The organism is Mesorhizobium sp. STM 4661 (genome assembly GCF_000359125.1).
Classification (GTDB): Bacteria; Pseudomonadota; Alphaproteobacteria; order Rhizobiales; family Rhizobiaceae; genus Mesorhizobium.
In genome coordinates this window covers 226,568-252,536 of the sequence record NZ_CAAF010000082.1, presented here as the reverse complement: position 1 = coordinate 252,536, position 25,969 = coordinate 226,568, and the positions used below count along the sequence as shown (strand labels likewise).

Annotated in this window: 20 protein-coding genes and 1 pseudogene; 9 read left to right on the top strand and 12 right to left on the bottom strand. The window is 63.2% G+C overall.

From position 1 onward, the window contains the following. From MESS4_RS28560 to MESS4_RS28545, 4 genes are all read right to left on the bottom strand, one after another. Complete coding sequence (locus MESS4_RS28560) at nucleotides 1–1,134, bottom strand: nickel/cobalt transporter (protein WP_036242382.1); 1,134 nt, start codon at nucleotides 1,132–1,134, stop codon at nucleotides 1–3. Next, complete coding sequence (locus MESS4_RS28555) at nucleotides 1,131–1,799, bottom strand: DUF1007 family protein (RefSeq protein WP_036242379.1); 669 nt, start codon at nucleotides 1,797–1,799, stop codon at nucleotides 1,131–1,133. Before MESS4_RS28555 ends, MESS4_RS28560 begins: the two co-directional genes overlap by 4 nt. Before the next feature lie 177 nt (nucleotides 1,800–1,976). Continuing rightward, a complete protein-coding gene (locus MESS4_RS28550) occupies nucleotides 1,977–2,876 on the bottom strand; it encodes a LysR family transcriptional regulator (RefSeq protein ID WP_006338873.1) in 900 nt (299 codons plus the stop codon). A gap of 1 nt (nucleotide 2,877) precedes the next feature. Beyond that, nucleotides 2,878–4,077, bottom strand: coding sequence for an amidase (locus tag MESS4_RS28545; protein ID WP_006338872.1), 1,200 nt, complete (start codon nucleotides 4,075–4,077; stop codon nucleotides 2,878–2,880). A gap of 541 nt (nucleotides 4,078–4,618) precedes the next feature. On the opposite strand from MESS4_RS28545, the gene odc2 reads away from it, so the two are divergent. Together odc2 and MESS4_RS28535 are read left to right on the top strand one after the other, a co-directional pair. Next, a complete protein-coding gene (gene odc2 / locus MESS4_RS28540) occupies nucleotides 4,619–5,752 on the top strand; it encodes an ornithine/lysine decarboxylase (protein WP_006338871.1) in 1,134 nt (377 codons plus the stop codon). A gap of 97 nt (nucleotides 5,753–5,849) precedes the next feature. Further along, nucleotides 5,850–6,422, top strand: a complete 573-nt coding sequence (locus MESS4_RS28535; RefSeq protein WP_006338870.1) for an N-acetyltransferase — start codon at nucleotides 5,850–5,852, stop codon at nucleotides 6,420–6,422. Between the two features lie 54 nt (nucleotides 6,423–6,476). Here the strand turns inward: MESS4_RS28535 and MESS4_RS28530 are convergent. Next, nucleotides 6,477–6,764 (bottom strand): annotated as a pseudogene (locus MESS4_RS28530) (SCP2 sterol-binding domain-containing protein); the annotation flags it as partial. Nucleotides 6,765–6,982: 218 nt separating this feature from the next. Between MESS4_RS28530 and MESS4_RS28525 the strand changes: the two are divergent. The 5 genes from MESS4_RS28525 (at nucleotide 6,983) to MESS4_RS28505 (ending at nucleotide 13,319) form a co-directional block, all read left to right on the top strand. Beyond that, on the top strand, nucleotides 6,983–8,764 hold the full coding sequence (locus MESS4_RS28525) for a chloride channel protein (protein ID WP_036242377.1): 1,782 nt from the start codon (nucleotides 6,983–6,985) through the stop codon (nucleotides 8,762–8,764). Between the two features lie 143 nt (nucleotides 8,765–8,907). Beyond that, nucleotides 8,908–9,342: a DOPA 4,5-dioxygenase family protein gene (locus MESS4_RS28520; RefSeq protein WP_006338867.1), complete on the top strand. Its 435-nt coding sequence runs from the start codon at nucleotides 8,908–8,910 to the stop codon at nucleotides 9,340–9,342. A 211-nt stretch (nucleotides 9,343–9,553) separates the two neighbouring features. Further along, nucleotides 9,554–10,570 carry an aminopeptidase gene (locus MESS4_RS28515; protein WP_006338866.1) on the top strand — a complete coding sequence of 339 codons (1,017 nt, stop codon included), beginning with the start codon at nucleotides 9,554–9,556 and terminating at the stop codon, nucleotides 10,568–10,570. A gap of 378 nt (nucleotides 10,571–10,948) precedes the next feature. Then, nucleotides 10,949–12,577: an RNA-directed DNA polymerase gene (locus MESS4_RS28510; RefSeq protein ID WP_198292810.1), complete on the top strand. Its 1,629-nt coding sequence runs from the start codon at nucleotides 10,949–10,951 to the stop codon at nucleotides 12,575–12,577. A 109-nt stretch (nucleotides 12,578–12,686) separates the two neighbouring features. Further along, nucleotides 12,687–13,319, top strand: coding sequence for a hypothetical protein (locus MESS4_RS28505; RefSeq protein ID WP_244441235.1), 633 nt, complete (start codon nucleotides 12,687–12,689; stop codon nucleotides 13,317–13,319). A gap of 166 nt (nucleotides 13,320–13,485) precedes the next feature. Here MESS4_RS28505 and MESS4_RS28500 read toward each other — a convergent pair whose 3' ends face one another. The 6 genes from MESS4_RS28500 to flaF all read right to left on the bottom strand — a co-directional run bounded on the left by MESS4_RS28500 (nucleotide 13,486) and on the right by flaF (nucleotide 19,741). Further along, complete coding sequence (locus MESS4_RS28500) at nucleotides 13,486–13,731, bottom strand: MoaD/ThiS family protein (RefSeq protein ID WP_036242473.1); 246 nt, start codon at nucleotides 13,729–13,731, stop codon at nucleotides 13,486–13,488. A 69-nt stretch (nucleotides 13,732–13,800) separates the two neighbouring features. Next, nucleotides 13,801–16,059 carry a xanthine dehydrogenase family protein molybdopterin-binding subunit gene (locus MESS4_RS28495; protein ID WP_036242373.1) on the bottom strand — a complete coding sequence of 753 codons (2,259 nt, stop codon included), beginning with the start codon at nucleotides 16,057–16,059 and terminating at the stop codon, nucleotides 13,801–13,803. Nucleotides 16,060–16,061: 2 nt separating this feature from the next. Beyond that, on the bottom strand, nucleotides 16,062–16,538 hold the full coding sequence (locus tag MESS4_RS28490; RefSeq protein WP_006338836.1) for a (2Fe-2S)-binding protein: 477 nt from the start codon (nucleotides 16,536–16,538) through the stop codon (nucleotides 16,062–16,064). Then, the gene (locus tag MESS4_RS28485) at nucleotides 16,538–17,398 is read right to left on the bottom strand and encodes a xanthine dehydrogenase family protein subunit M (protein ID WP_006338835.1); all 861 of its coding nucleotides are present in this window, start codon (nucleotides 17,396–17,398) and stop codon (nucleotides 16,538–16,540) included. The genes MESS4_RS28490 and MESS4_RS28485 overlap by 1 nt, the downstream gene beginning before the upstream one ends. A 145-nt stretch (nucleotides 17,399–17,543) precedes the next feature. Beyond that, nucleotides 17,544–19,187, bottom strand: a complete 1,644-nt coding sequence (locus MESS4_RS28480) for an MFS transporter (RefSeq protein WP_006338828.1) — start codon at nucleotides 19,185–19,187, stop codon at nucleotides 17,544–17,546. Between the two features lie 206 nt (nucleotides 19,188–19,393). Continuing rightward, complete coding sequence (gene flaF, locus MESS4_RS28475; RefSeq protein ID WP_006338826.1) at nucleotides 19,394–19,741, bottom strand: flagellar biosynthesis regulator FlaF; 348 nt, start codon at nucleotides 19,739–19,741, stop codon at nucleotides 19,394–19,396. Nucleotides 19,742–20,118: 377 nt separating this feature from the next. Here flaF and MESS4_RS28470 point away from each other — a divergent pair, with 377 nt between their 5' ends. Then, nucleotides 20,119–23,103 carry a pitrilysin family protein gene (locus MESS4_RS28470; RefSeq protein WP_006338822.1) on the top strand — a complete coding sequence of 995 codons (2,985 nt, stop codon included), beginning with the start codon at nucleotides 20,119–20,121 and terminating at the stop codon, nucleotides 23,101–23,103. A 24-nt stretch (nucleotides 23,104–23,127) separates the two neighbouring features. Here MESS4_RS28470 and MESS4_RS28465 read toward each other — a convergent pair whose 3' ends face one another. Then, the gene (locus MESS4_RS28465) at nucleotides 23,128–24,159 is read right to left on the bottom strand and encodes a histone deacetylase family protein (RefSeq protein WP_006338821.1); all 1,032 of its coding nucleotides are present in this window, start codon (nucleotides 24,157–24,159) and stop codon (nucleotides 23,128–23,130) included. A 142-nt stretch (nucleotides 24,160–24,301) separates the two neighbouring features. On the opposite strand from MESS4_RS28465, the gene MESS4_RS28460 reads away from it, so the two are divergent. Next, nucleotides 24,302–25,966: an amidohydrolase gene (locus tag MESS4_RS28460; protein ID WP_006338819.1), complete on the top strand. Its 1,665-nt coding sequence runs from the start codon at nucleotides 24,302–24,304 to the stop codon at nucleotides 25,964–25,966. The last annotated feature ends 3 nt before the right edge of the window (nucleotides 25,967–25,969 follow it).

Here is a 25,969-nt window from a genome sequence, read left to right as displayed (position 1 = left end):
TTACACGCTGCCCGTCAGGCTGGCCGACAAAAGCAGCAATCCGAACAGGAAGACGAAGGCCGCGCCGCCGATCTCGACGATCGAGTGAATGCGGTTGCCCATACGGCCGTCACTAGCGAAATAGACGGCCCAGTTCTTGGCTGTCACGGCAATCGTTGCCAGCACAGAGACCGTGATGGCAGTGCCGATCGACATCGCCAGCACCGACAGCAAGCCGCCGAGCCAGAGCCCGTTGAGCAGGGCGAAGCTCAGCACGATCAGCGCGCCGGAGCAGGGGCGGATGCCAACGGCGGCCACCGCCGACCAGGCCGTGCGCCAGTCGAAGCGATCGCCGGAAAGCAGCGCCGGATCGGGCGCATGCGAATGGCCGCAAGTGTCGCATACCTCGCCGGCCGCATGGTCGTGATGATGATGATCGTGCGCGCCATGAGCGTGTGCATGGTCGTGATCGTCATGCGCGTGAAGCGCATGCGAATGGGCATGTGCCGAATGGGCAGCATGCGAGTGGCCGCCATGCGAGTGGCCGGCGTGGGCGGCCGAGAGGCTGTAGGCCGGGCCGGCGCCGAACAGGCGCAGCATGGAGGGGCCGAGCTTGCGCCACAACAGCCAGGCGCCGAACAGGGTGACGAAGACATAGCTCATGATCTCCATGAACCATGCCGCATCGGTCATCGAGATAGCGGTGCCGCGCAGCACGAAATAGGCAAGCAGCATGACGACGACTGCCGTCAATCCTTGCAGCAGCGCCGAGACGAGGGACAGCAGGATGCCGCGCTTCAGCGCCACTTCGTTCGCCACCATGTAGGAGGAGATCACCGCCTTGCCGTGGCCGGGGCCGGCGGCATGGAAAATGCCGTAGGCGAAGGACAGGCCGATGAGCAGCCACAGCTTGCTGCCGTCCTCGCGCATCGCCTTCATCGCTGTCGCCAGTGCGCGGTAGAATTCCTGCTGTCTGAGATTGATCCACGTCAGTATGTGGGCGAACGGGCCGGAGGCGGTGGGGGCCATGCCGTCATTGACGCCGATGCCGAGCGAACTCTGGGCGTGGGCGGAGCCAAGGAAGTGCGTCATCACCAAGGTGACGGCCAAGAGGCCGAATGCCAAACGCGGGGACGGTTTCGTCACCGGAATTATCCTTCTGGCTGACAGGTCAGTTCAAGCTTGGTGGCAAAGATCTTGCTCATGTCGGTGCCTGTTGGATCGTTGAAGAAAGCGTCCGTCAGGGTCTTCTGGTTCTCGGCGATCGCCTCGTCGGGATCGGGACGAATGACCTTGCTCGTGCAGGTCGACGGCAGACCATCGACCTGCATGTTGGCGTCCTCGGTGAAATCGATCGCCGTGTAGAAGGTCGGATCGTAGACGCCGATATCGATCTTGCCGGCCAGCTTGATCGGCGCCTTCGGTTCGGATTCGAACAGGATGATGAGCTGGTCGTTGTCGAAATTGGCCATCAGATGCGGAGGCGGGTTCATCGGCACATCCTTGCCGTCGACGGTGACGAGCTGGAAATAGTTGAACTCCGCCAGCGACGCGTGGACGGTGTCGGCGACGTTCTTCAATTCCTTGTCGTCGAGCTTCAGGTCGGAATTCTTGTCGAACTCCATCATCACCGTACTCGAAAACAGATCGTCGAAGCGCCAGAGATGACGCAGCGCTTTCACACTTTGGTGATCCGGGCTCAGCACCACTTCGAGGCGGGCCTCGGCGAAGACGTGCGGGTGCGCTCCGGCCGGCCCGACCACGGCAAAAATTGCCGCCATGGCCAAAGCCATCATGATTGCTTGCCGTTTCAGGTGCATTATCGGTCGCGCGATTCCATCGGCTTCGGTAACTTGTCGAGAGTTACCAGAAAGGGGGCGACATTGGGACCGCTGGTGCGTGTCGCCCAAAAGTGCGGGCGGTTTTGGGACGACGACACGCACACAATAAAAACTCAAAGCGCGTCGCCGCGCAACGCGCTTTGAGGAGAGAAACGGTCACGCGTTTTCGCGCGTCTTGAACCACTGCACCAGGAAGTCGACGAAGACGCGCACCTTGGCGGGCAAATAGCGCCGGTGTGGATAGACTGCGAAGATGCCGCTGCCAGACAGGAGGCGATCGTCCAGCACGGTCACCAGCCGGCCGCTCTCGATTTCGGGTGCTGCGATGAAATCGGGCAGTATGGAAAACCCGAGCCCGGCCACGGCGGCGGCCCTCGCCGTCATCGGGCTGTTGACCTCGATCGGGCCGGATACCGAAACGCTCACCGTATCGCCACTGTCGCCCTTGAATGGCCAATTGGTCAGCCAGCGGCCATTGGTGTCGATGATGCAGGGCACGCGGGCAAGATCCTGCGGCCTGGCCGGCATGCCATGCTTGGCAATCAATTCCGGAGAGGCGCAGAGCCGCACCGAAAATGGCGCGAGGCGCCTGGCGATCAGCGAGGAGTTCTCCAGCCGCGAAATGCGCACCGCGAGATCGAAGCCTTCCTCGACCAGATCGACGAAGCGGTCGTCGAGATGGATGTCGAGCACGATGTCGGGATGCTGCTTGGCGAAGTCGATCAACGACTGGCCGATCGGTGCGTCGGCGAAGGTGCGCGCCGCCGAAAGCTTGATCCTGCCGCGCACGTCGCCGGAGGATTCGCGCACCGCATCGGCCAGGCTGTCGACCTCGCGCACGATTTCTGAGGCGCGCCGGTAATAGGTGTGGCCGGCCTCCGTCATCGAGAATTGCCGCGTGGTGCGGTTCAAGAGCAGCGCGCCGAGTTCGTCCTCCAGCTCGCGCACATATTTCGACAGCAGCGCCTTGGAGCGGCCGATCTTGCGCGCGGCCGCCGAAAAGCCCTCGGCTTCGACCACGTCGATGAAGGCGCGCATGCGGGTCAGCGTGTCCATGTCATGAACTCCGTGGCGAGGTGGCAAGGATGCGTGCGGCGAGCGTCAACAACTGCCGGTCGCTGTTCTTCGGCCCCAGCAATGAGAGGCCGAAGGGCGCGCCGTCGACTTCACCCAGCGGCAGCGTGATCTGCGGAAAGCCTGACAGGCCGGAAAGACACAGCAGCCTCAGCGCGCGTTCGCGGTAGGTCTGCAAATCGTCGAAGGCAGCGGCCTTGAGCGGGGCCGCGCCAGGGACGGTCGGCAGCACAAGCACGCCGTCTTCGCCAAGACGCTCGGCAAGTTCGCGGCGGAAGGCGTCGCGCCGCTCCGTTTCATGTTGCGCCGTCGCAGCGTCGATGGTCGCGCCGTGCTCGAAACGTTCCTTGACGAAGGGCCCCAGCATCCGGCCGCTCCGCGAAATCCAGGCACCATGGCTTTGCCAGGCTTCGTATCCCTGCAGCTTGCGGAAGCACCAATAGAGATCGTCGGTGGAATGCGACAAAGGTGCGATCGTGCGCGGTGCGCCCATCACCGAAGAGACGTGCCGGACCATGATACCATATTCATCGGTCTCTTGCTGGCCGAGCACGAGCCCGTCCAGCGCATCGAGCGCAAGGGGGCGCTGCAGTTCGCGAGGCCGCGGATCGTCGCCGAGCAGCACCGCGCCGACCTTGTCATAGGTGGCGATGTCCCTGGCAAACCATCCGAACGTATCGAAGGAAGGGGCGAGCGGCATGGTGCCGGCGATCGAGATGCGGCCATGCGTCACCCTGAGGCCGATCAGGCCGCAGAAACCTGCCGGCGCGCGGATCGAGCCGCCGGTGTCTGACCCGGTGGCGATGTCGGCAAGGCCGCCGGCGACCGCCGAGGCGGATCCGGACGACGAGCCGCCGGTGATACGGTCGGGTGCGGCCGGATTGACCGGCGAAGGGAAGTGCGCGTTCAGCCCCATCAGGGAAAAGGCGAGCTCGTCGGTCTGCGTCTTGCCGACGAAGCGCGCGCCCGAATCAAGCAGCGTCTGGACGGCAGGCGCGGTTGCCGGGGCGGGTGAGGTCTCTTCATATTTCTGCGGATTGCCGCAGCCGGTGCGGTAGCCGGCCACGTCGAAAATGTCCTTGACGGCCAGCCGCAGGCCGGCGAGCGGGCCTGATTGCCTATTGGCAACTGGAATCTGGTCGAGGTCGAGAAAAGCGTTCAAGGGGCCGCGAGTGCCTGTCATGCGTTCAATATCCGGATACAGTCTGTCCAACATTGTTCGCCGCTGGAAATTTTACAACCTTGCCTGTCGATTTTTATTGATTGTGAAACCCTTCGCTCTTATATCGCGCTTGCCCAAAGTCGCACGTGCCTGTGGGTGTCCGCCGATCCTCGAATGGTGAGGGCAATCGGTAAGGTAACTGGAGCCAACCCCTCCAGTCGGTTTAGTGGCCAACCGCCAAACCGAGGACACCTTGAAGCAACGACGGTGCGGGCCTTTCTGGTGTTCTGCCGGTCGTCCAAAGACCGGGGTTACTGAAGAGGCACACCTTCATTGCCGGCAGTGCGGACGGGTCTCCCATCCAAGCCAAGGCAGACAAAGCGAACCGAGGCCGGGCAAGGCCAAGGTTCACCGCCGCGAGACGGCGATTCGTGGTTCCGGGGTCTCCACCGGCTGGTTCCATGAATTTTCGTCCCGCCTTTGTCCACCGCGTGTTCGCGAGGCCGAGAGCCCGCGTCCCGCAGCCTTTGTGCACGCCGCAAGGCGTGATTGGAGAGACCCGATGGCTACCCAGCGCATCCTTGACTTCCTCGCCACCCGACGTCCGAGCGGCCCCTGCCTCGTCGTCGACCTCGATGTCGTGCGCGACAATTTCCGCGCCTTCGAGAAGGCGCTCCCCGATTCCAAGATCTACTATGCGGTGAAAGCAAACCCGGCGCCGGAAATCCTGCGCCTCCTTGCTACGATGGGCTCGTCCTTCGACACCGCCTCCGTTGCCGAAATCGAGATGGCGATGGACGCCGGTGCGCCGGCGCATCGCATCTCCTTCGGCAACACCATCAAGAAGGAGCGTGACATTGCACGCGCCTACCAGCTGGGCATCCGGCTGTTCGCGGTCGACTGCGTCGAGGAGGTCGAGAAGATCGCCCGCGTCGCGCCAGGCGCGCGCGTGTTCTGCCGCGTGCTCACCGACGGCGAGGGTGCTGAATGGCCGCTGTCGCGCAAGTTCGGCTGCGTGCCGGCGATGGCGGTCGACGTGCTGCGCCATGCCAAGTCGCTCGGCCTCGACGCCTATGGCGTGTCGTTCCATGTCGGCTCGCAGCAGACCGATTTGAGCGCCTGGGACCGCGCGCTCGGCGACGCCAAGAAGGTGTTTTCGACGCTCGCCGAGGAAGGCATCGTCCTGAAGATGGTCAATATGGGCGGCGGCTTCCCGACCCGTTACCTCAGGGACGTGCCGGTGGCTCAGGACTATGGCCAGGCGATCTTCTCGGCGCTGCGCAGGCATTTCGGCAACGCGATCCCGGAGACGATCATCGAGCCGGGCCGCGGCATGGTCGGCAATGCCGGCGTCATCAAGTCGGAAGTCGTGCTGATTTCGAAGAAGGCCGACAACGACAATGTGCGCTGGGTGTTCCTCGACATCGGCAAGTTCGGCGGTCTCGCCGAGACGATGGACGAGGCGATCCGCTACGCGATCACGACCGCGTATGACGGCACCGAGACCGCGCCCTGCGTGCTTGCCGGCCCGACCTGCGATTCGGCCGACGTGATGTACGAGAAGACGCCGTATCCGCTGCCCTTGTCGCTGACCATCGGCGACGAGGTGCTGATCGAGGGCACCGGCGCCTACACGACCACCTATTCGGCGGTCGCCTTCAACGGCTTCGAGCCTCTCCGATCCTACGTGATCTGACGGCTCGCAAGAGTTGCTCAGATCATCCCAGGTGGGCGTCCGTCGCCCGCCCGGGCTCGCCTGTGGAACAGATCTCCGCTCGTGAAGGATCGCGGAAATGGAAATGCCAGTTGAAATCGTAGACCGCGCGCCGGCTTCTTTGATCGTCGCCGAAACCGCTGCCGATATCGCGGCGCGCGAGGCTTTGCTCGATCGCGCGATGGGGCCGAAGCGCAAGAAGAAATCCTCCGAAAAGCTGCGGCGCGGCCGCCGGCCTTCGGAAGGCCTGGCCTTCGTCGCGCGCGATGCATCGGGGGCGGTCACCGGCACCGTGCGGCTGTGGGATGTGGTGCTGGGCGAGGGCGGTCCGACGGCACTTCTGCTCGGTCCGCTCGCTGTCGACCCGGCGCTCAAAAGTGCCGGCATCGGCTCGGCGCTGATGCGCCATGCCGTGGCGGAGGCGGTGCGGCTCGGCCATGCCGCGATCCTGCTCGTCGGCGACGCCCCCTACTATGGGCGTTTCGGGTTCTCGGCCACCAAGACCGGCTCGCTCGCCATGCCGGGGCCTTATGAGCGGCACCGCCTGCTGGCGCTTGAACTGGTGGGCGGCGCGCTGAGCGGCGCCCAGGGCACGCTGAAGGCCGCGGGGCGCAAGCTGAAGGCGCCGGCGGCGCTGACCGTCGCCGCGTGAAGCCTTTCAGCCGGACGCCGCCCAATGGGCGGCGTTCGCTTCATCCGTGGCGAGTCAGCCGATCAACTGGCTCAGCGCCATGGCGACGCTCATGTCGCCCTCGACCTTGATCTTGCCGGTCATGAACGCCATGGTCGGGTTGAGGTCGCCCGATATCAGCGAGTCCAGATCGTCGAGCGAAAGCTTTATGGTGCAGTCGGCCGGTGCGTCGGCGGTCGAGACATCAGCGCCATCGATGACGATGACACCGTCAGCGCCGGTGTCGAATTTCACGGAACGATCGAACCCGGCACTCGCCACGCGCGACCTGATCTTGTCGGCAATCTCCTGAACGCTCATGCCGTTCTCCTCGTCTCGTTGCGTTTGTCGCGCATTGGCGCTGGGCGCATATAGCTTCGGGTTGACGTTTACGTCAACGCAGTTTCCTGTGACGAGGGGGTCTTATCGACGCAGCGAAGCCGCGCTGTCCGTGCCACCTTCCGGCGGCGCCATTGCGGTTGCCATGCGGTGTTGCCGGGCGTATCAGGCACCATTCCCTTGGATATCGGCGAGCCGCTCCGGTGCTTTCCAGAAACGAACCGCAAGTCTATGCCCGCCGGCTGCGCGCGATGCTGATCAGGTCGCTGCCGCTGCTCGAAGCGCGCGGCATCGCGGTGGTCATCCTCGCCGGCGTGGTCGGGGTGATGGCGGGCATGTTGGTCACCGCGATGAGCCAGATGGTGCAGGACCTGCACGGGCTGCTGTTCGGCGTTCAGCCGGGCGGGCGGCTTTCGGGGATGTTTTCGCTGGGGAGCCCGGTGCAGGCGCTGATCCCGGCAATCGGCGGCATCCTGCTCGGGCTGACGGTGATCTGGCTGAGGACGCGAAAGTTCCGCACGCCGGTCGATCCGATCGAAGCCAACGCGCTTTACGGCGGGCGCATGTCCTTGACCGACACGTTCATCATCGCCGGCCAGACCATGATCTCGAGCGGCTTCGGCGCCTCGGTCGGGCTGGAGGCCGGCTACACGCAGGTCGGGTCCGGGCTGGCGTCGCGGCTGGCGCGGGCCTTCAGGCTGCGCCGCAACGATGTCCGCATCCTGGTCGGCTGTGGTGCTGCCGGTGCGATCGCGGCCGCCTTCGACGCGCCGCTGACCGGCGCCTTCTATGGTTTCGAGCTGGTCATCGGCATCTATTCGGTCGCCAATGTCGCGCCGGTCATGACGGCGGCGATCGCGGCCTCGCTGACCGCCGAGGTGTTTGGCGGCGTTCCGTTTCCGCTGGAGCTCTCCGGCCTGCCGGCGCTCACCGCCAGCCAGTATCTGCCGTTCCTGCTGCTGGGGTTGCTGGGCGGTGCCGCCTCCATTGCTGTCATGCAACTGGTGACCCTGATCGAGCGCGGTTTCGTGCGGCTGTCGATCGATGCCGCGCTGCGCCCCTTCATCGGCGGCTGCATCGTCGGGCTCCTCGGGCTGATTACGCCGCAGGTCCTGTCCAGCGGCCACGGCGCGCTGCATCGCGAATTCGCTATGAATTACGGGCTTGCCGTGGTGACCAGTGTCTTCCTGCTGAAGCTGGCGGCATCGGCGGTCTCGCTGGGCTCGGGCTTTCGCGGCGGACTGTTCTTTGCCTCGCTGTTCCTCGGCGCCCTGCTCGGCAAGATGTTCGCCGAAATCATGGCCGCCGTTTCGCCGGCGACGGGCATCGATCCCGCCGTCGCCGCCGTGGTCGGCATGACGTCGCTCGCTGTCGGCGTCGTCGGCGGCCCGCTGACGATGACGTTCCTGGCTCTGGAATCAACCCGCGACCTGACGCTCACCGGCGTGGTGCTGGCGGCCTCGATCATGGCGGCGATCCTGGTGCGCGAAACCTTTGGCTATTCCTTCTCGACATGGCGTTTCCACCTGCGCGGCGAGACGATCCGCAGCGCGCATGACGTCGGCTGGATGCGCACCCTCACGGTCGGCTCGATGATGCGCAAGGATGTCCGCACCATCGATGCCTCGAAAACGCTTGCCGCCTTTCGCAAGGAAGTGCCGCTCGGTTCGGCCCAGCGTGTCATCGCGGTCGACGCCGGGCAGCATTATGTCGGCGTGCTGATCGTCGCCGAATTGCACAGCGAACTGTCCGACGGTGAGACGCCGGTGCGCTCGCTCGCCAAGTATAGGGACGCCGTCCTGGTGCCGACCATGAACGTGCAATCGGCCGCCGAGACCTTCCAGCGTGCCGGCGCCGAGGAACTGGCCGTGGTCGAGGATTTCACCGACCGCATCGTCGTCGGGCTCCTGACCGAAGGCCATCTGATGCGACGCTACGCCGAAGAGCTCGAAAAGGCACGGCGGGATCTGTCGGGCGAGGGGTAGGGCACGTGACAGGCCAGGTCTTGGTCATCGATGGTAGCGAGACGGTTGTCCCGGTTTTCCCGCTGCAAGATGCGGCATCAATCGACAAGGTCGACCTTCCATGTTTCGGGTTCTGCCCGTAATCATCGAAGGAGAACATCAAGGTGAACGAAGACGCCGCCAGTCCAAGGCCGCTTGCGGAAATTGCCAGCTATCACGCCCATATCTACTATGACGGGCAGGCAGAGCGGCAGCATGCCGAATGGCTGCGCCTGCGCATCGGCGAACGTTTCCGCGTGCGCCTGGACAACTGGCGCGACGAGCCGGTCGGCCCGCACGAGCAGGCCATGCACCAGGTCTCCTTCGCCACCGGGGTTTTCGCTACCCTCGTTCCGTGGCTGATGCTCAACCATGGCGGCCTGAGCATCCTCATCCACCCGAACACCACCAACCCCAAGCGCGACCATCTGGTCGACCCGATCTGGATCGGGCGGGCGCTAGCGGTGAAGGGCGAGGCTCTCGGCGAGGAGGATAAGGCGGAGGAGGCGCTGGAAGTGAATACCGAGCCGACGCTGGGTGCGTGGGGGGCAATCGCGTAGGACTGCGCCGACCCCCACTCCGGCCGGCAGCGGCCGGAGTGGGGGAGCGCCATATGCCATTGTCTGGGCGGGCGAATGAGCGCGGTAACTTGGGGCCGGTGTCTGCTTGACGAAGATCGGTGCGCCTGTGAGAGCAAGAACTCCTTTGGCGAGACAAGCAAGCGGTGGGCAAACGGTGAGGCGCGTTCTTCGAATACTTGCCGCGGTGACCATGGCGTTCGGGGTGAGCGGCTGCACAAGCATTTCCTACTACGCGCAGTCGCTGGAAGGCCATGTGGAGATCATGGCTGCGCGCGAAAATGTTGGAAAACTGATCCGCGATCCTTCGACACCTGAGGCATTGCGCAGCAAGCTGACGTCGGCGAGCGCCATAAGACGGTTTGCGACAGATGAACTGTCACTGCCCGACAACAGCAGCTATCGCAGCTATGTCGACATTCACCGGGACGCTGTGACATGGGCCGTTTTTGCCGCGCCGCAATTCTCCCTCACGCCGCGCACATGGTGCTTTCCGGTTTTCGGCTGTGTTCCCTACCGGGGTTACTTTTCGCGGAAATCCGCGACGGAAAGCGCTGTCGAGCTTCAGAGACAGGGGCTGGACGTCTTTGTCACCGGCATCACCGCCTATTCCACACTGGGCTGGTCCAGCGACCCGCTGCTCAGCACCATGCTCCGTCAGGACGACACCTATCTCGCCAGCCTGATCTTCCATGAACTGGCGCATCAGCGCCTCTATGTGAATGGCGATTCCGCATTCAACGAGGCTTTCGCGGTTGCCGTCGAAACCACCGGCACAAGGAAATGGCTCCGCGCCGCCGGCGATCGGGCCGGGTTGCGCCGCTACGAAGCCGCCCGCAAGCGCAGTGCCGATTTTCTCGGGCTGGTGGCGAAGGCGCGCGAAGAGGTGGCCCAGGTCTATGGAAGTCCCCGTACCCCGCAGCAGATGGCTGCCGCCAAGGCGGCCACGATCAACAGGCTGCGGATGCGCTACCGGCAAATGCGCGACAGGCGCTGGGCCGGATACCGGGGCTATGACGCCTGGTTCAATCAGCCGATCAACAACGCCAAGCTCGCCGCGACATCTGTCTACGGCGAACAGGTTCCGGCATTTCTCCGCTTGTTCGACCTGTGTTCCCGCGACTATCCAAGGTTTTATGCTGCTGTTCGACGGATAGCGGACAAGCCGTCCCGTGGAGAAGCACTGAAGGCTGCGAATAGCTGTGATTGAGGTGAACAGGCGCAGCGGGCCGAACATCCTCATCCACCCAACACCCCTAACCCCAAGCGCGACCATCTGGTCGACCCGATCTGGATCGGGCGGGCGTTGGGGGTGCACGGCGAGGAGGATGAGGCGGAGGAGGCGCTGAAGGTGAATACCGAGCCGACGCTGGGGGTGTAGGGGTCGCTGCTTTCCGCGCAAGTCGCTGGTTTGGTGAATGTTCTTTGTCCTGTAGCTAGCCCTTTGACCCGCTCCGAACATCTGCTCAGCAAGCCAAGTTCAAACGCATCTCACTAGACGCCGCAGATTATTCGCTTCAACTATGCGGTAGGCGGCCGACACTTTGGCTTTGCGATGCCTCGTAGGAGCGAAACTGAGGGTATGGGGATGGAAGTAAAAAGGGAGCATTTCTTGCAGGCCGCACTAGAGATCGGCCAAGTCGGTGAAAATGATACGATGCCATATGACATAGACGCGGCGTTTATACGAGACAAAGCAAGTGACCTTTCAGATATATGCTTCAGTTTATTTGGAGAAATTGACTCCAAGAAAGATGATGAAGCGATCGCCTTTATGAATGGGCTTACAATCGGCGCCGAGCGGTTGTTAGCTCCTTCTGGGTCTCACGGATTTCGTATTACAACAAAGATCCATCCATTCTGGAACTTATATTTGAATGGCCTTGGGCTTGCTATCGCCCAAGCAAACGAGGGAAATCGGAGTTCTCGGGTACATTCGTACCGTCTCGGAGGCCAAGGCCCCGAGTTCTTCGATAGAACCAGATCATGGCGGGCGTACAAGGAGATCACCCTTGAGGAAAAGGCGCTCCAACAGGAAGGGTGCGTGGTTGTTCAGACAGATATCTCAAGTTTCTACGAGCATATATATCACCACAGGCTAGAGAACGTGGTTAAAGACCTTGAGCAGAAAGGTTCTACGGTAGCGCTGCAGGTCAACCGGATACTAAGCAAATTGGCGGCTGGCCGCTCGTTCGGACTACCTGTGGGAGGACAGTGCTCTCGGGTCCTTGCAGAGGTGATGATGACGCCCATTGATCTCTCCCTCTCCGACGCAGGCATCGTTTGGCATCGCTACGTCGATGATTTTACTTTGATTTCCACTTCTCAACAGGATGCCTATAGGGCGCTGTCAGTGCTGTCGAATTCTCTTGCTGACTATGGCCTGTCGCTTAACCGTAGCAAGACCACGACACTGAGCGCTAAGCACTATATCGACTACATTGCTGCGCAACTTAGCGGCGGACAAGACGCAAGTGTTGCCCTCAGGGAGTTAGACCTGCACTTTGACCCCTATTCTGATACGGCCAGGGGTGAGTATGAGCAACTGAGGAAATCTTTCGATAAGATTGATATTCAATTCTTGCTCGATCTCGAAAAAGAAAAGTCACAACCCGATAATTTCGTGCTGGCGCAAATAGGTCGCGCCTTGAAGTTCCAAGAGCCGGCCGTCGCTGCTCAATTATGCGCCACCCTGCTGGATCCAAAAAATCTCGACTCATTTAGAGCGTCTTGGTCCAAGATCATGAGGGGAGTGTATTCGGTGCGCTCCAATAACGAGTTTGAGGCCGTGTTCGACCAAATTGATCAGTTGCTTGACGGGGTACTGTCGACTGCTTCTCACCTTCTGCTACCGGAGGTGAATACCTTGCATTTCTTACGTGCGATACGGTTTAAAAGAAGCGAAGTGCGCGGCACATTCGTTCGGCGTGTTTATGACCAGAGTTCCTCACAGTCGGTGAAGCGTGCGTGCATTGATTGCTGGAGGCATTGGCGCGAGCGAGCAAGCTTCACTCGTCTGAGAAATCAATGGCAGAACTTGGGCGCGGATGAGCAAAGGATGCTCTGGCTAGCCGCAGCGAATTTTGGCGACGATGGCTCTCACGCTAGGGGTCAACTGCGAGGGTCGTTGGGGCAGGCTTGGCGGCTAGGATTTGAGCAGGTTCACACTGTTACCTTCGCATCTTGCTACGAAGATTGGGCGAGAAATGTCGCTTAAAAGACTCCCCCTTCGCGATCCCAGAACTGTGGCGCGAGATATACCTGGGGTACTAGATATTATATTCCCCCGCCTCACAGGTGGCTTGGTAAGTTCGTTGAATAGGAAGATGTTTTCTTTTGAAGGCATTAGATCAATACCTGACAAAGCTGTCGAAGAAAGCCAACTTCAGAAAGCGATGCTGTTTGAGCTGGCAATGGTTCGGGCGGAGAGCATCTTAAGCGGGCGCGACGAACCAAGTTGGGATGATTGCCTCCGATTGGCCACGGAGAGGCAAGCGCGGCACTATGATGCAAAGATTCCGGAAAGGCTCGAAAAACGCGATATGGATGTAGCGACGCATGCTGCACGCAACCTAATTATCATGTTGACCAGTGTTAGGAGGCAGGCAAGCGGTGCGGAATTGGAAGGAAGTCCTGTGATTCCTGGACTGGGATGGATTGCATCTGGAGCCGGAGATTTTTCTATAGGAAATATACTTATAGAAGTAAAACATACAGATAGGAATTTCGTATCCGGAGATTTTAGACAGGTTCTGATGTATTGGATTCTAAAATACGCCGCGTCAATCGACAACGACGCTAATGTGTGGTCTGACTTTTTGCTAATAAACCCGAGAAGAAATTCTGCATTGCTTGTGAATTTCGACTACATACTGAGATCAGCTTCTGCAAACCTTGGAAGAGTTGAGATATTTGAGCTTTTGCGTTCGATTGTCGGCCAAGACCTGGATCATCGGTAGTGAGGGTTCGAAAAGTTCCGTCTTCCGATCGGCGGAATTTAAATCTTGCGAGACTTGCGGTGACGTTGCAACTGCGGTCTCCCCCACGTCCGTCAGCCTGCGGAAAATACAACAAGGGGCTTGAGAGCAAGGAGCGCATCGAGGTCTTCGTCGGGCAACTCCCCCATCACCCCCCAGCAAGACGCGGCAGCAGAAAAATCTCCGCCCCCTGCGGCAGTTCCTTCGACCACGTATCCCGATAAATCGTCCCGTCGATCGCAACCGCGATGCCCTTCTCGATCAAGGGCTCGAGGCCGGGATACTGCTCAGCCAGTTTCCTGAACAGCTCCCTTATGTCCTTGGCCTCGATCTCGACCTTGCTCTTGCCTCCGGCGAGCGCGCCAAGCGATCCCCAGAGCGTCACTTCGACCATCAGCGCGAGGCCCTCATTTGGACCATGATGTTTGTCCGAAAACCGCTGCGCACTTTTCGGCATCATGCTCTAGCGTTCCGCCTCGATCGCCGCCAGGATGCGCGGCGGCGACATCGGGATGTGTGTCATCCGCACGCCGACCGCGTTCGACACCGCATTGGCGATCGCCGCCAGCGGCGGCACGATCGAGGTCTCGCCGACGCCACGCACCCCGTAAGGATGGTTGGGGTTGGGGATTTCGAGGATCTGCGTGTCGATCATCGGCAAGTCCGAGCAGACCGGGATGCGGTAGTCGAGGAAGCCAGGGTTCTGAAGCCGCCCGTCCTTGCCGTAGATATACTCCTCGTTGAGCGCCCAGCCGATGCCTTGCGCGGCACCACCTTGGTACTGCCCCTCGACATAGGTCGGATGCACCGCCTTGCCGGCGTCCTGGACGACGGTATAACGCAGCACCCTGGTGGAACCGGTCTCGGGATCGACCTCGATATCGCAGATATGGGTGGCGAAGGAGACGCCGGCGCCGTCGGCGACGAGTTCGCTGTGGCCGGCGATCGGCCCGCCCGTCTTGCCCGACGCGGCCGCGATCTCCTTCAGCGACAGCGCAGCTAGGTTGCCGTACTTCTCGCCTTTGGCAATCGCGTGGCCCTTTTCCCAGACCACGTCGTCGATCGGAATATCCCACGTCTGCGCGGCGCGGTCGCGCAGGGTCTTGATGGCGTTGCGGGCGGCCGAGATCGTCGCCATGGAGGAGGAGAAGGTGCCGCGGCTGCCGTCGGTCATGTCGTTGTAGCCGAGGCTGGACGTATCGGCGACCACCGCCTTCACCTGCCCGTAGTCGATGCCGAGCTCCTCCGCCGCCACCAGCGACAGCGACGCGCGGGAACCACCCACATCGACCGTGCCGACGGCAAGCGAGACCGAGCCGTCCATGCCGATGTTGAGGTCGGTGCAGGTCTGGCCGCCGAAGTTGAACCAGAAGCCGCAGGCCATGCCGCGCCCCTGATTCTTGCCGAGCGGCGCCTTCATGTGCGGATGGTTCTTCGCCGCCTCCAGCGTCGGGCCGATGCCGATCGGGCCGTATACCGGGCCGTAGGACGATCTTGTGCCCTCCTGGGCGGCGTTCCTGATCCGGAACTCAACCGGATCCATGCCGATCTCCTTGGCCAGCTCGTCGACCGCGCTTTCCACCGCGAACGCCGCCATCGGCGCCGACGGCGCGCGATAGGCCGCGGTCTTCGGCCGGTTCACCAGCACTTCGTAGCCCACCGTCCTGACGTTATCGAGCTTGTAGCAGGCAAAGGCGGTCATGGCGCCGATCTCGGCCCACATGCCGGCATAGGGGCCGCAGCTATAGCGCAGCGTCGCTTCCGCCGCGGTGATCGTGCCGTCCTTGCGGGCGCCGATCCTGACGTCGATCGAGGTGGCGCTGGTCGGGCCGGAGGCGCGGAACACCTCATCTCGCGTCATGACCAGCTTAACCGGGCGGCCTGCCTTGCGCGACAGCGCCAGCGCCACCGGCTCGGCCCAGACATGGGTCTTGCCGCCGAAGCCGCCGCCGATCTCCGAGGAGGTGACGCGCAGCTTCGAGGCTTCCATGCCAAGCAACTGGGCGCAATGCTGGCGATAGACGAAATGGCCTTGCGTGCAGACCCAGAGGTCGGCGGTGCCGTCGGAGCTGACGCTCGCCACGCAGGCATGCGGCTCGATATAGCCCTGGTGCGTCTGCTCGGTCTTGAACGAGCGTTCGACGACGAAATCGGCCTGGCCGAAACCTTCATGGATGTCGCCATGGCCATACTGGGTGCGCTTGGTGACGTTGGAAGGCTTGACGGGCTTTTCCTCAAGGCCCTCGGTGAAGATGGCGTCGTTGAGCAGGGGTGCCGTGTGCTTCATCGCCTCGTCGACATCGACCACGTGCGGCAGCACCTCATAGTCGACCTCGATCAGCTTCAGCGCTTGCCTCGCCGTGCGGGCGTCGACCGCTGCAACCGCGGCCACCGCATGGCCGTCATAGAGCGCCTTTGTGCGGGCCATGCAATTGTCGAGGATGTCGTACATGGCGGCATCGCCGTCGGTGAGATCGGGCAGGTCGGCCGCGGTGATCACCGCCTTGACGCCGGCGAGCTTCTCCGCCTTCGACGTGTCGATCTTCCTGATTTTGGCGTGGGCGTGCGGGCTTCGGAGCACGCGCCCGACCAGTTGCCCGGCCATGTTGAAGTCCGCGCCATAGCGTGCGCGGCCCGTCACCTTGTCGACGCCGTCGGGACGGATTGGACGCGTGCCGACGGATGTGAAACTGCGTCCGGAGTAGCGCGGATCGAAATTCATCGTCATGCTCCCTTCATCACGCTTGCCGCGTCCTGGACGGCGCGCACGATCTTGTCGTAGCCGGTGCAGCGGCAGAGGTTCCCGGCGAGGCCGAAGCGGATTTCCTCCTCGGTCGGATCGGGGTTCTTGGCCAAAAGGTCCTTGGCCGCGATCAGGAAACCAGGCGTGCAGATGCCGCATTGAAGGGCGGCGTGCTCGAGGAATTTCTGCTGCAGCGGATGCAGACTGTCGCCATGCGCCATGCCTTCGATGGTCTCGACGTGCCGGCCCTCGGCCTCGGCGCCGAGCACCAGGCACGAGCACACCAGCCGGTCGTCGAGGATGATGCTGCAGGCGCCGCAGTCGCCGGTGCCGCAGCCTTCCTTGGCGCCCGTCAGCCCCAGGCGGTCGCGCAGCACGTCGAGCAACGTCTCGTCCGGCTGGCAAAGGTACTCGACGGTATCGCCGTTGATTGTCGTTGAGACTGCTACACCAGCCATCATTTGCCTCCTGCTCGCTTGTAGGCGGTGGTGGCGGCCCGCTTGGCCAGCACACCCGCAACTTTCCTTCTGAATTCGACGGTGCCCCGCTTGTCGTCGATGGGGCGGCAGGCCCCCGAGCAGACCTTGGCGAGCCTCTCCAGCGTGGCTTCGTCAAGCCTGGAGCCAATGAGAACCTCCGCGGCCGCCTCGACCAGAATCACCGTCGGCGCCACGGCGCCCAGCGCCAGGCGAGCCGATTTGACACGACCTTGCTCATCGAGCGTCAGGTTCACGCCGGCGCTGACCACCGCTATATCCATCTCCGTGCGTGGAATGAAACGCAGATACGCATCGCCCGAACGCGGCGGGCGCTTGTCGAGCAGGATCGCCTCGACGATCTCGCCCTTGGCCAGCGACGTCTTGCCCGGCCCGGTCGGCACTGCCTCTACCGCTATGGTGCGCTTGCCTCCCGGCCCGACGACCACCGCCTTGGCGCCAGCGGCCACCAGCGCCGGCACGCTATCGGCGGCCGGCGAGGCGTTGCACAGATTGCCGACGATGGTGCAGCGTCCCTGCACCTGCTTCGAGCCGATCAGGTTCGCGGCTTCGACGACGCCGGGCCACGCCTTCTTCAGGACCTTGCTCTCGCCCAGCACGGCGCAGGGGACCGCCGCGCCGATGCTGAAGCCCTCGGCTGTTTCCCTGATCTCGCCGAGCCCCTCGATCGCCTTGATGTCGACGATCAGGTCGGGTTCGATAAAGCCGCCTTTCATCCTGACGAGAAGGTCGCTGCCTCCGGCAAGGATGGCGGCCGTGCCGGTCGACCCGGCCAGCAGGCCGGCGGCATCTTCTATTGAAAGCGGACGTATGTAACGCATCGTCTCCCCTTGGTGGTGATAATCAGATCAACCGTTATAAAGCGTCTCTTCATAATGGCCATCCTGTTCGTGCATTCGCGGATTAGGCCAGGCGCCGCAATTCCAGTCCCAAATCACACCTAACTGGCGTGCCCCCCGCCAGCCTCTAATGCTCGATCGGGCCTTTCGGCATGACCAAAGCTGTGCCGGCGGTGGTCGGGCGCTCGATCATGCGGCGGACGCGGGGCGGCTCGTCGCCGCTGTGCAGCGCCCGTATGCGCTCGGTGACGATGGCGTCGGCATGGGTCGCCCGCTTGTTGTGGCGGATATATTCGAGCCATGTCGGCGTGTGGTAGTGCTCGATCCACACGGATGGGTTTTCCAAGTCCCGCGCGAGCGTCCAGTTGCGGGCGCCATCCCTGCGGCGGATACGGCCGCGTTCGGCCATGGTGGCGAGGAATTCCGTAACATCCTCCTCGCGGATGATGTACTCGATCATGATGGCGATGGGGCCGCTGCGCGGCTTGAGGTCGAGCCCAAGATGCGGCTCCTTGAAACGGTTCAGCGGATCGAGGTTCAGCACGGCCTGTTGCGGCAAGGGCAGCAGCAGGCCGATGGCGCCACCCGCCAGCATCGCCACGCTTGCCGCGATCAGCGCGGTTTCGGCGCCATGCGCGTCGGCGACGACGCCCCAGATCCAGCTGCCGAGCGCGATGCCGCCGAAGGTCGCCGTCTGATAGACCGAGAGCACCCGGCCGACCACCCAGCGCGGCGTCGACATCTGCACCGTGACGTTGAAATGCGACAGCGCGAGCACCCAGCAGGCGCCGCCGATCAGCAGCCCGAGCGAGGTCTGCCAGGCATGGTGGCTGATGGCGGCATTGAAGGCGCAGAGCGCGAAGCCGGCGAATGCCATGCGCACCATCGTTTCGCTGGACAGAAGCTGCCTGAGCCGGACGCTGATCAGCGCGCCACCAACCGCGCCGATGCCGAAAGCGCCGAGCATGATGCCATAGGTCAAGGCATCGCCCTTGACGACGTCGCGCGCCACCAGCGGCAGCAGCGCCAGGACCGCGCCGGCGCTGAAGCCGAACGCCAAGCCCCTGACCAGAACCTTGCCGATATTGGGCGACATGGCGACATAGCGCAGGCCGGCGCCCATTGCCGCCCCCAGCGTCTCGCGCGGTAGCGTCGATACCGGCAGTTCCGGCTTCCAGCGGGCAAGCACGATGATGAGGCCGACATAGCTCAATGCGTTTGCGGCAAAGGCCGCGGCAGCGCCGGCAGCGGCGACGATGATGCCGCCGATTGCCGGCCCGACGCTGCGCGTCAGGTTGAAGCCGAGCGAGTTGAGCGCGACGGCCGCCGGCAGCTTGTTGCGCGGCACCATGTCGCCGACGGAAGCCTGCCAGGACGGGTTGTTGAGCGCCGTGCCGCTGTCGATCAGGAAGGTGAAGGCAAGCAGCGTCCACGGCGTTATCAGGCCAAGATAGGTGAAGACCGCCAGCAGCACCGAGACGACCAGCATGAAGGTCTGGGCAACCAGCATGACCTTGCGCCGGTTGAAGCTATCGGCGATGGCGCCGGCGACGAGCGCAAACAGCATGATCGGCAGAGTGGTCGAAGCCTGGACCAAGGCGACCTGATACGGCGAGGTGGCAATCGTCGTCATCATCCAGGCGGCGCCGACGCCCTGGATCAAGCCGCCGAAATTCGAGACCAGGCTGGCGGACCAGACAGCGCGGAAAATCCCGTGCCGGAACGGCGCCAGCGCCGAGACGCGTTCGCTGTCCGGCTCGTCGTCGATCATGGATGCTTTCCCGACTTCAATGCTCTTCGTCTTCCGGTGAATCGGTCCCCTCACACCGTCCATTCAAGGTAGAACATCACGTCGCAAAGGGCGAACGCATTCTCGAGAAAGATCATGGTCCAACAACAACATAGCGGAGGCCGGAACAGGTCTAGCTGGAACTCGTCCAGCCGCGACCTCGACGTTTGCCTGGTAGCCTCAGCCGGTCATTGAATGCCGTCCCTGATGATCGCCGACACTTCGATCAGCCCTTCGAAATTATCCGTGCGGCCCTGGCTGATATCCTCGGCCTCGCGCAGCAGCCACAGGCCGATGGAGATGAGGTTGGCTCGCAATTCCTTGGGCAAGGTATTGTCGCTGGAGCCGAGATCCTCGACGAAGGTTGTCCAGACGCTATTGGTGAAATGCAGCGCCTCGATCGCTTCCGTCGAGCCGTGGCCGGCGAGTGCCGCCGCCGACAGCATGTCGATCGAGCGGGTGAGAAGCTGCCTCTCGTGGTTCCTTGCATCGGCCATTGAGCCGGTCGGGATGTCGGCGTGGGAGAATTGATACATCGTTGGCGCTCTATCGTTCCGTTGAGAGTTGTCGCGTCAGGTTCATTGCCGCAATTTGATCCTGATGCCCGGCCGCTGACATCGCCAGCGGCCGGACCCGAACACGCATCACTTCCACGAAGGCACACGCAAGACACGGGACCGCGTCCAATCGGACCCTTTCAGGGAACGCGAAGCTATCCGCATCCGGCCCCGGAATGGCTCCGGAGCATGAGACTTTGGGTGGTCGCCGCGCCCCCCGAGGAACGGCTGATTCGGGTACAATCTAACCGCAGACGAATCCGACTTCAAACGCGATTTGAGACGATGGAATCGTGCTTCCCGAAAATCGATTCCGGTTCCCGGGCCGATGCGATAGGCTTCGGCGACCGAAACGGATGGGCGTCCGTGCCGGTGTGGAGGGGGACTGGCTGCGCAGCGCGGCATTGGCATGGGGTTTGATCATGGTGCGGGTTCTCCTGGCATTGACGGTAATGCTCGCGGTGTGGAGCGGTGCGCTGGCGGCAGAGCCGGCGCGGTCCGAACCGATCGCGACCTACGCGCTCGACAACGGGCTGCAGGTGGTGCTGGTGCCAGACCATCGCGCGCCGAAGGTCGTCATGAACCTGCGCTACCGCGTCGGTTCGATGAACGAGCCGGCCGGGCGGTCAGGCTTTGCGCATCTGTTCGAGCATCTGATGTTTTCCGGCACGCCGGCATGGCCGAACGTGTTCGGTGCGCATGCCGCACTTGGCAACAAGATCAACGCCTGGACCACCGAGGACGGCACCGTCTACTACGTCGACGGGCTGTCGTCGTCGCTGCCGATGATCCTGTCGCTGGAGGCCGACCGCATGGCCAATCTCGGCCGTTCGGTGACGCAGGCCAAGCTCGACCTGCAACGCTCCGTGGTCAAGAACGAGATGCGCCAGAACGTGCTCGACAAAGCAGGTGCGTCCGGTTGGGAAGCCTTCTGGTCCGGACTGTTTCCGAAGCCGCATCCCTACAGCCGCATGGTCATCGGGTCGGTCGCCGATCTTGACGCGGCGACGCTCGACGACGTGCGCGGCTTCTTCAACACCTATTATCTGCCGAACAATGCGGTGCTGGTGCTGGTCGGCGATCTTGAGGTGGTAGAGACCAGGGCGCTGATTGCCGATACGTTCGGCCGGGTTCTGCGCGGCGCCGACGTGGCGCGTCCGGCCATACCGGAGCCAGGCCAGGCGCGGCTCAGGCTGGCGCTGGAGGATCGCGTGCCGAGTCCGATCGTGGTGATCGGCTTCAGCGGGCCCGTGGCGCGGTCGCCCGACAATGGCGCGCTCAGCATCACCGCCGAACTGCTCGGCAATGGCGACTATGGCTTCCTGCGCAATAGGCTGGTCCTGGACAAGGGCGTTGCCACCTACGCCAACGCGAACTGGACAGGCGGACTGCTCGGCGGACGCTTCACTTTCGAGGCGGGAGCCGCGCAAGGTGTTGCGCCCGAAACCCTCGAAGCCGAAATGAAGGCGGCCTTCGCCGATTTCCTGAAGACGCCGTTCGACCCGGCGGATCTGGAACGCGCGCGCAATCGCATCCTGCTCGGCGCGCGGCTCGGCACCGAGGCGCTGAAGGACCGCGCCGGCGCGGTCTCCTACAATGCCGACATACTGGGTGACGCGCAGAGCGCGCTGCAGGACGATCCAAGGGTCAAGAATGCCAGCGCCGCGGATGTCGAGGCGACGATCAAGCGGCTGCTGAAACTAGAAGACGCCAGCGTTCTGGTGCTGAAGCCTGGTCCGCGCGGCGGCTATCCGGATGCGCTGATCGGTTCGTCCGGCACGCCGCAGCCGTTTACCGCGCCGGAACGTGTCGCGATCGACATTCCGAAGCATCCGGCCGGCAAGGAACCCTCCGCGGCGTTGCCTGCGATGGAGACGGCAACGCTGACGAACGGCATCAGGCTTGTCCACTACACCATGCCGGAGGCGCCGATGGTCTATGTCGCGGCGAGTGCCGAAGGCGGCTGGAACAGCGTGCCGCAAGGCAAGGAAGGATTGCTCGAACTCGCCGCCAGCATGGCCACGCGCGGCGCAGGTGAACGCGGCTCCGCCGACTTCGCCAAGGCGACGAACGATATCGGCGCCAGCATCGGCTACCAGGCGGATTATCTGACCACGGCGATGACGCTCGGCGTGCCGGCGGAAAAACTGGATCAAGGGGTGGCGCTGCTTGCCGACGCCGTGCTGAAGCCGCGTTTCGACCAGCCCGACTGGGCTATTCTCACGGCACAAACTTCCGACTGGCTTGCCGGCCGCGAGGCGGACCTGCCCGGCGTTGCAGGCAGGGCGGCGAAGGCCGCACTGATCCCTCAGGCGCCGGGCAAAGCCGGAATCGACTGGTCGGCGAAGGCGCTGGCGTCGATCACGCTCGACGAGGCGAAGGCCGCCTTCAAGGCTGTGTTCACGCCAAAGGCGGTGACGTTCTACAGTGTCGGTCCCGTGTCGGCGCAGACAGTGGCTGCGAGCCTTGAAAAGGCCTTTGGCGCATGGGCCGGCGATGCCGTCGGCTTGGCCGTGGAGCCGTCGCCGCCGGCATTGTTCACGGGCGGCCAGAAAGTGCTTTTGGTGCCGGAACCCGGCGCCAGCCAGTCGGCATTGTTCGTGGCGCGGCCGGCGCCCGGCACCGATGAAAGCGAGCGTGCCGAAGCGACGGCAGTCGCCAATCTGCTCGGCGACGATTTTTCCAGCCGGCTGAATTCGGTGATCCGCGAGGAGAAGGGCTATTCCTACGGCGTGTCGAGCTATCTGCTCAGCCCGATGAAGACCGGTTCCGGACTGGTGGTGGCCGCCACGGTCGAGCGCGACAATACAGGTCCGGCGATCAGCGAAATCCTCAAGGGATTCGCGGGGCTGAAGACATTGCCGGTGGCGCAGGAAGAGGTCGATCTTACCGTGATCGTCTACCGGCGGTCGCTGGCCGGGTCGGCGGAAACCTCGGCCGGGTTGTTCGGAACGCTGGTCGGCGCCGTCGGCACCGGTTCGACGCTGGAGGACCAGCAGAGCCGCATGACGGCGCGCACCGCACTTACTCTCGAAGCGGTGCGGAAGCAGGCGCTGTCGCTGTCTTCGCTCGATCCGTCGTTGATCGTGGTGGCCGGCGATCCGGATGTGGTGATGCCGCAGCTGGCGGCGATCGGCCTCAAGCAGGTCGAGATCGTCAGGCGCGAGACGGTGAAACCGGCGGGAGAACAGACCGCGATGCGGGCGCTCGATCTCCTCGGCGGCAAGCAGCAGGCGCCGCTGACCGCCTCGCCATGGCGGGTTGGCGATGGCGGCACGACGCGGGCGGTGCATTCATGCGAGGACGGCAAGGATTGCGGCGCGCGCATCCACGCCGAGTGACCGTCAACCCTTATGCGCGACGCGTCAGCGATCCTCGAACCCGGTCAGCACGCCGACGGCGTTGATGCCGATTTCCTCGACGGCATAACCGCCTTCCATGACGAACAGCGTCGGCAGGCCGAGCCTGGCGATGCGGCGGCCGATCCTGGGATAGTCGGCGCTTTTCAGCTTGAACTGGCTGATCGGGTCCTTCTCGAACGTGTCGACGCCGAGCGAGACGATGACGACATCGGGAGCGTAAGCGGCAAGTTTCGTGCAAGCATCTTCAAGCGATGCGTTCCAGGCATCCCATGAAGTGCCGAACGGCATGGGGTAATTGAGGTTGAAGCCTTCGCCGGGGCCGCCGCCACGTTCGTCGGCATGGCCGAGGAAGAACGGATATTCGGTCATAGGATCGCCATGCAAATTGATGACCTGGATGTCGCCGCGGCTGTAGAAGATCTCCTGCGTGCCATTGCCGTGGTGATAGTCGACATCGAGGATCGAGACGCGCCTGGCGCCCTGGTCGCGGAACCATTGCGCGGTAACGGCGGCGTTGTTGATGAAGCAATAACCGCCCATGAAGGCGGCGCCGGCATGGTGGCCGGGCGGGCGGCAGAGCGCGAAGGCCGACTGCTCGCCGGCCTTGACCAGGGCGGCCGCGGTGAGAGCCACATCATAGGACGACTTGATCGCGTCCCAGGTGCCTTTGACGAAGGTGGCGCCACCATCGAAGGAGTAGAAGCCAAGCTGTGCGTCGATGGTTATCGGGCGCACGTCGCCCCGCAGGCCGCGCGTCGGCCAGGTGAAGGGAATGGCCGAACCCGTCCGGCCAGATGCCTCCCAGAGCGGCCAGACGGTCGGCAGGAAATCGATGTAGTCGCTTGCATGCACTTTTTTCGCGGCAGCCAGGTCGTGGATTTCAGGTGGCAGGATCGGGCCGAGCTTCTCGCTCTCCACGCGCGCCTTGATGAACTCGGCGCGCGAGGGCTTTTCGAAAGCCGGGACGACGGCGCCCGCGATCAGCTCCACATTGCCGGCATGGCCGGCGTGAAGCGGCGAAAAAACAGTCTTCATGAAAATCCTTCCGTGTCAAAGCGCAGCGACGGTAACCATGCGCCGCCGTTTTTCACAAGCCGCTGGGCCAAGCGGCCATGGCTTGCTGGCACGGCGGCCAGTCGTCTAGCGTACCGGAATCGCAGTCAACCCGCAGGCAATCATGAGTTCAACCGCCGATCTGATCGTCATCAATGGCCGCGTTTTGACCATGGATGAGGACGATCCGGCGGCTGAGGCGGTGGCGATCGGCGGCGGCGCGATCCTGGCGGTCGGCGACCGCAAGACAATCGAGGCCCTGAAAGGCCCCTCCACCAGAATTGTCGATGCGCGGGGCGGTTCGGTCGTGCCGGGCTTCATCGAAGCGCATATGCATCTGTTTTCGGGCGCGGCCGAACTCACCCATCTGCAACTCGCCGGCGTTGCCGGTTTCGACGCGCTGCAAAAGGCAATCCGTGCCTATGCGCAATCCCGGCCCGAGGCAAGAATGCTGGTCGGGCAAGGCGTCGACTACACCGTGCTCGGGGCCGAACGGGTGACGCGTCATCATCTCGACGCCATCCTGCCCGATCGCCCCTTCTGCATGGCGGCTCCCGACCACCACACGATGTGGGCCAATACCAGGGCGCTGGAGGTGGCCGGTATCCTGCAGGGGCGCGTGCTCGGTCCGGGCAACGAGATCGTCATGGGCGGCGATGGGCTGGCCGAAGGCGAATTGCGCGAGGGCGAGGCGTTCGGCCCGGTGCTCGATCTTGCCGGTGAAAGCCGGGTGCGGTTGGGGCTGGCGACGGGGGGCGAGCCGGACCCGCTGCCGACGCCGGTTGAGCGTGCAGCCGACCGCGATATCATGCGGCGCGGACTTGCCTGGTGCGCGCGTCACGGCATCACCTCGATCCAGAACATGGACGGCAATCTCTACCAGCTCGAGCTGCTGGCCGAGATCAAGGCGGAGGAAGGCTTGCCTTGTCGGGTGCAGGTGCCGTTTCACTACAAGAATTTCATGACGCATGACATGCTCGACAAGGCATCGATGATGGCCGGACGCTACGATAGCGAATGGCTGTCGTCAGGCATGGTCAAGGTGTTTTACGATGGCGTACTCGATTCCTGGACGGCTGTCATGGTCGAGCCCTATGCGGATCGGCCGGATTGGGTGGGCGAGCCGTTGTTCACGCCGGAGCAGTTCGCCAAACTCGCTATCGAGGTCGACAGACGCGGGCTGCAGATCGCGGTGCACGCGATCGGCGACGGTGCCGTTCGAGCCGTGCTCGACGGCTACGAGATGGCGAGCACAAAAAATGGCAGGGGTGACAGCCGGCATCGGATCGAGCACATCGAAGTCATTGCCGCTGCCGACGTGCCGCGTTTCGCGGAGCTTGGTGTCATCGCCTCGATGCAGCCGCCACATCCGCCCGGCGCCATGGACTTTCCCCTGGAGCCGACGGTGTCGCGGATCGGGCCGGCGCGCTGGCCGCTGAGCTATGCCTGGCGGACGCTGAAGAATGCCGGCGCGCGCGTCGTCTTCGCCTCGGACTGGCCGGTGTCGCCGATCGATCCGATCCTGGGCATTCAGGCGGCAATGCTGCGCAAACCGTGGGCAGACAGCGATCCCGACCAGAGTTTCTCGCTGCATGAAGCCCTCGCCGCCTATACGGTCGAGGGTGCCCATGCGGAATTCACAGAACATCGCAAGGGCCGGTTGAAGCGAGGCTACCTCGCCGATCTGGTGGTGCTTTCCGCCGATATCGAGGCGACAGCGCCGGAAGCGCTGCATAGGGTGCGGCCGGTGACGACCATCTGCGGCGGGAAGGTTACTTATCAAGCCTGAGCG

Excerpts from the sequence above, each read along its gene's own strand:
- MESS4_RS28545 (WP_006338872.1), bottom strand. The coding sequence starts at position 4,077 with ATGACAGGCACTCGCGGCCCCTTGAACGCTTTTCTCGACCTCGACCAG.
- MESS4_RS28510 (WP_198292810.1), top strand. The coding sequence starts at position 10,949 with ATGGAAGTAAAAAGGGAGCATTTCTTGCAGGCCGCACTAGAGATCGGC.
- MESS4_RS28460 (WP_006338819.1), top strand. The coding sequence starts at position 24,302 with ATGAGTTCAACCGCCGATCTGATCGTCATCAATGGCCGCGTTTTGACC.
- MESS4_RS28465 (WP_006338821.1), bottom strand. The coding sequence starts at position 24,159 with ATGAAGACTGTTTTTTCGCCGCTTCACGCCGGCCATGCCGGCAATGTG.
- odc2 (WP_006338871.1), top strand. The coding sequence starts at position 4,619 with ATGGCTACCCAGCGCATCCTTGACTTCCTCGCCACCCGACGTCCGAGC.
- MESS4_RS28555 (WP_036242379.1), bottom strand. The coding sequence starts at position 1,799 with ATGCACCTGAAACGGCAAGCAATCATGATGGCTTTGGCCATGGCGGCA.
- MESS4_RS28495 (WP_036242373.1), bottom strand. The coding sequence starts at position 16,059 with ATGAATTTCGATCCGCGCTACTCCGGACGCAGTTTCACATCCGTCGGC.
- MESS4_RS28550 (WP_006338873.1), bottom strand. The coding sequence starts at position 2,876 with ATGGACACGCTGACCCGCATGCGCGCCTTCATCGACGTGGTCGAAGCC.
- MESS4_RS28480 (WP_006338828.1), bottom strand. The coding sequence starts at position 19,187 with ATGATCGACGACGAGCCGGACAGCGAACGCGTCTCGGCGCTGGCGCCG.
- MESS4_RS28490 (WP_006338836.1), bottom strand. The coding sequence starts at position 16,538 with ATGGCTGGTGTAGCAGTCTCAACGACAATCAACGGCGATACCGTCGAG.
- MESS4_RS28500 (WP_036242473.1), bottom strand. The coding sequence starts at position 13,731 with ATGGTCGAAGTGACGCTCTGGGGATCGCTTGGCGCGCTCGCCGGAGGC.
- MESS4_RS28505 (WP_244441235.1), top strand. The coding sequence starts at position 12,687 with ATGTTTTCTTTTGAAGGCATTAGATCAATACCTGACAAAGCTGTCGAA.
- flaF (WP_006338826.1), bottom strand. The coding sequence starts at position 19,741 with ATGTATCAATTCTCCCACGCCGACATCCCGACCGGCTCAATGGCCGAT.
- MESS4_RS28535 (WP_006338870.1), top strand. The coding sequence starts at position 5,850 with ATGGAAATGCCAGTTGAAATCGTAGACCGCGCGCCGGCTTCTTTGATC.
- MESS4_RS28515 (WP_006338866.1), top strand. The coding sequence starts at position 9,554 with ATGGCGTTCGGGGTGAGCGGCTGCACAAGCATTTCCTACTACGCGCAG.
- MESS4_RS28470 (WP_006338822.1), top strand. The coding sequence starts at position 20,119 with ATGGGCGTCCGTGCCGGTGTGGAGGGGGACTGGCTGCGCAGCGCGGCA.
- MESS4_RS28485 (WP_006338835.1), bottom strand. The coding sequence starts at position 17,398 with ATGCGTTACATACGTCCGCTTTCAATAGAAGATGCCGCCGGCCTGCTG.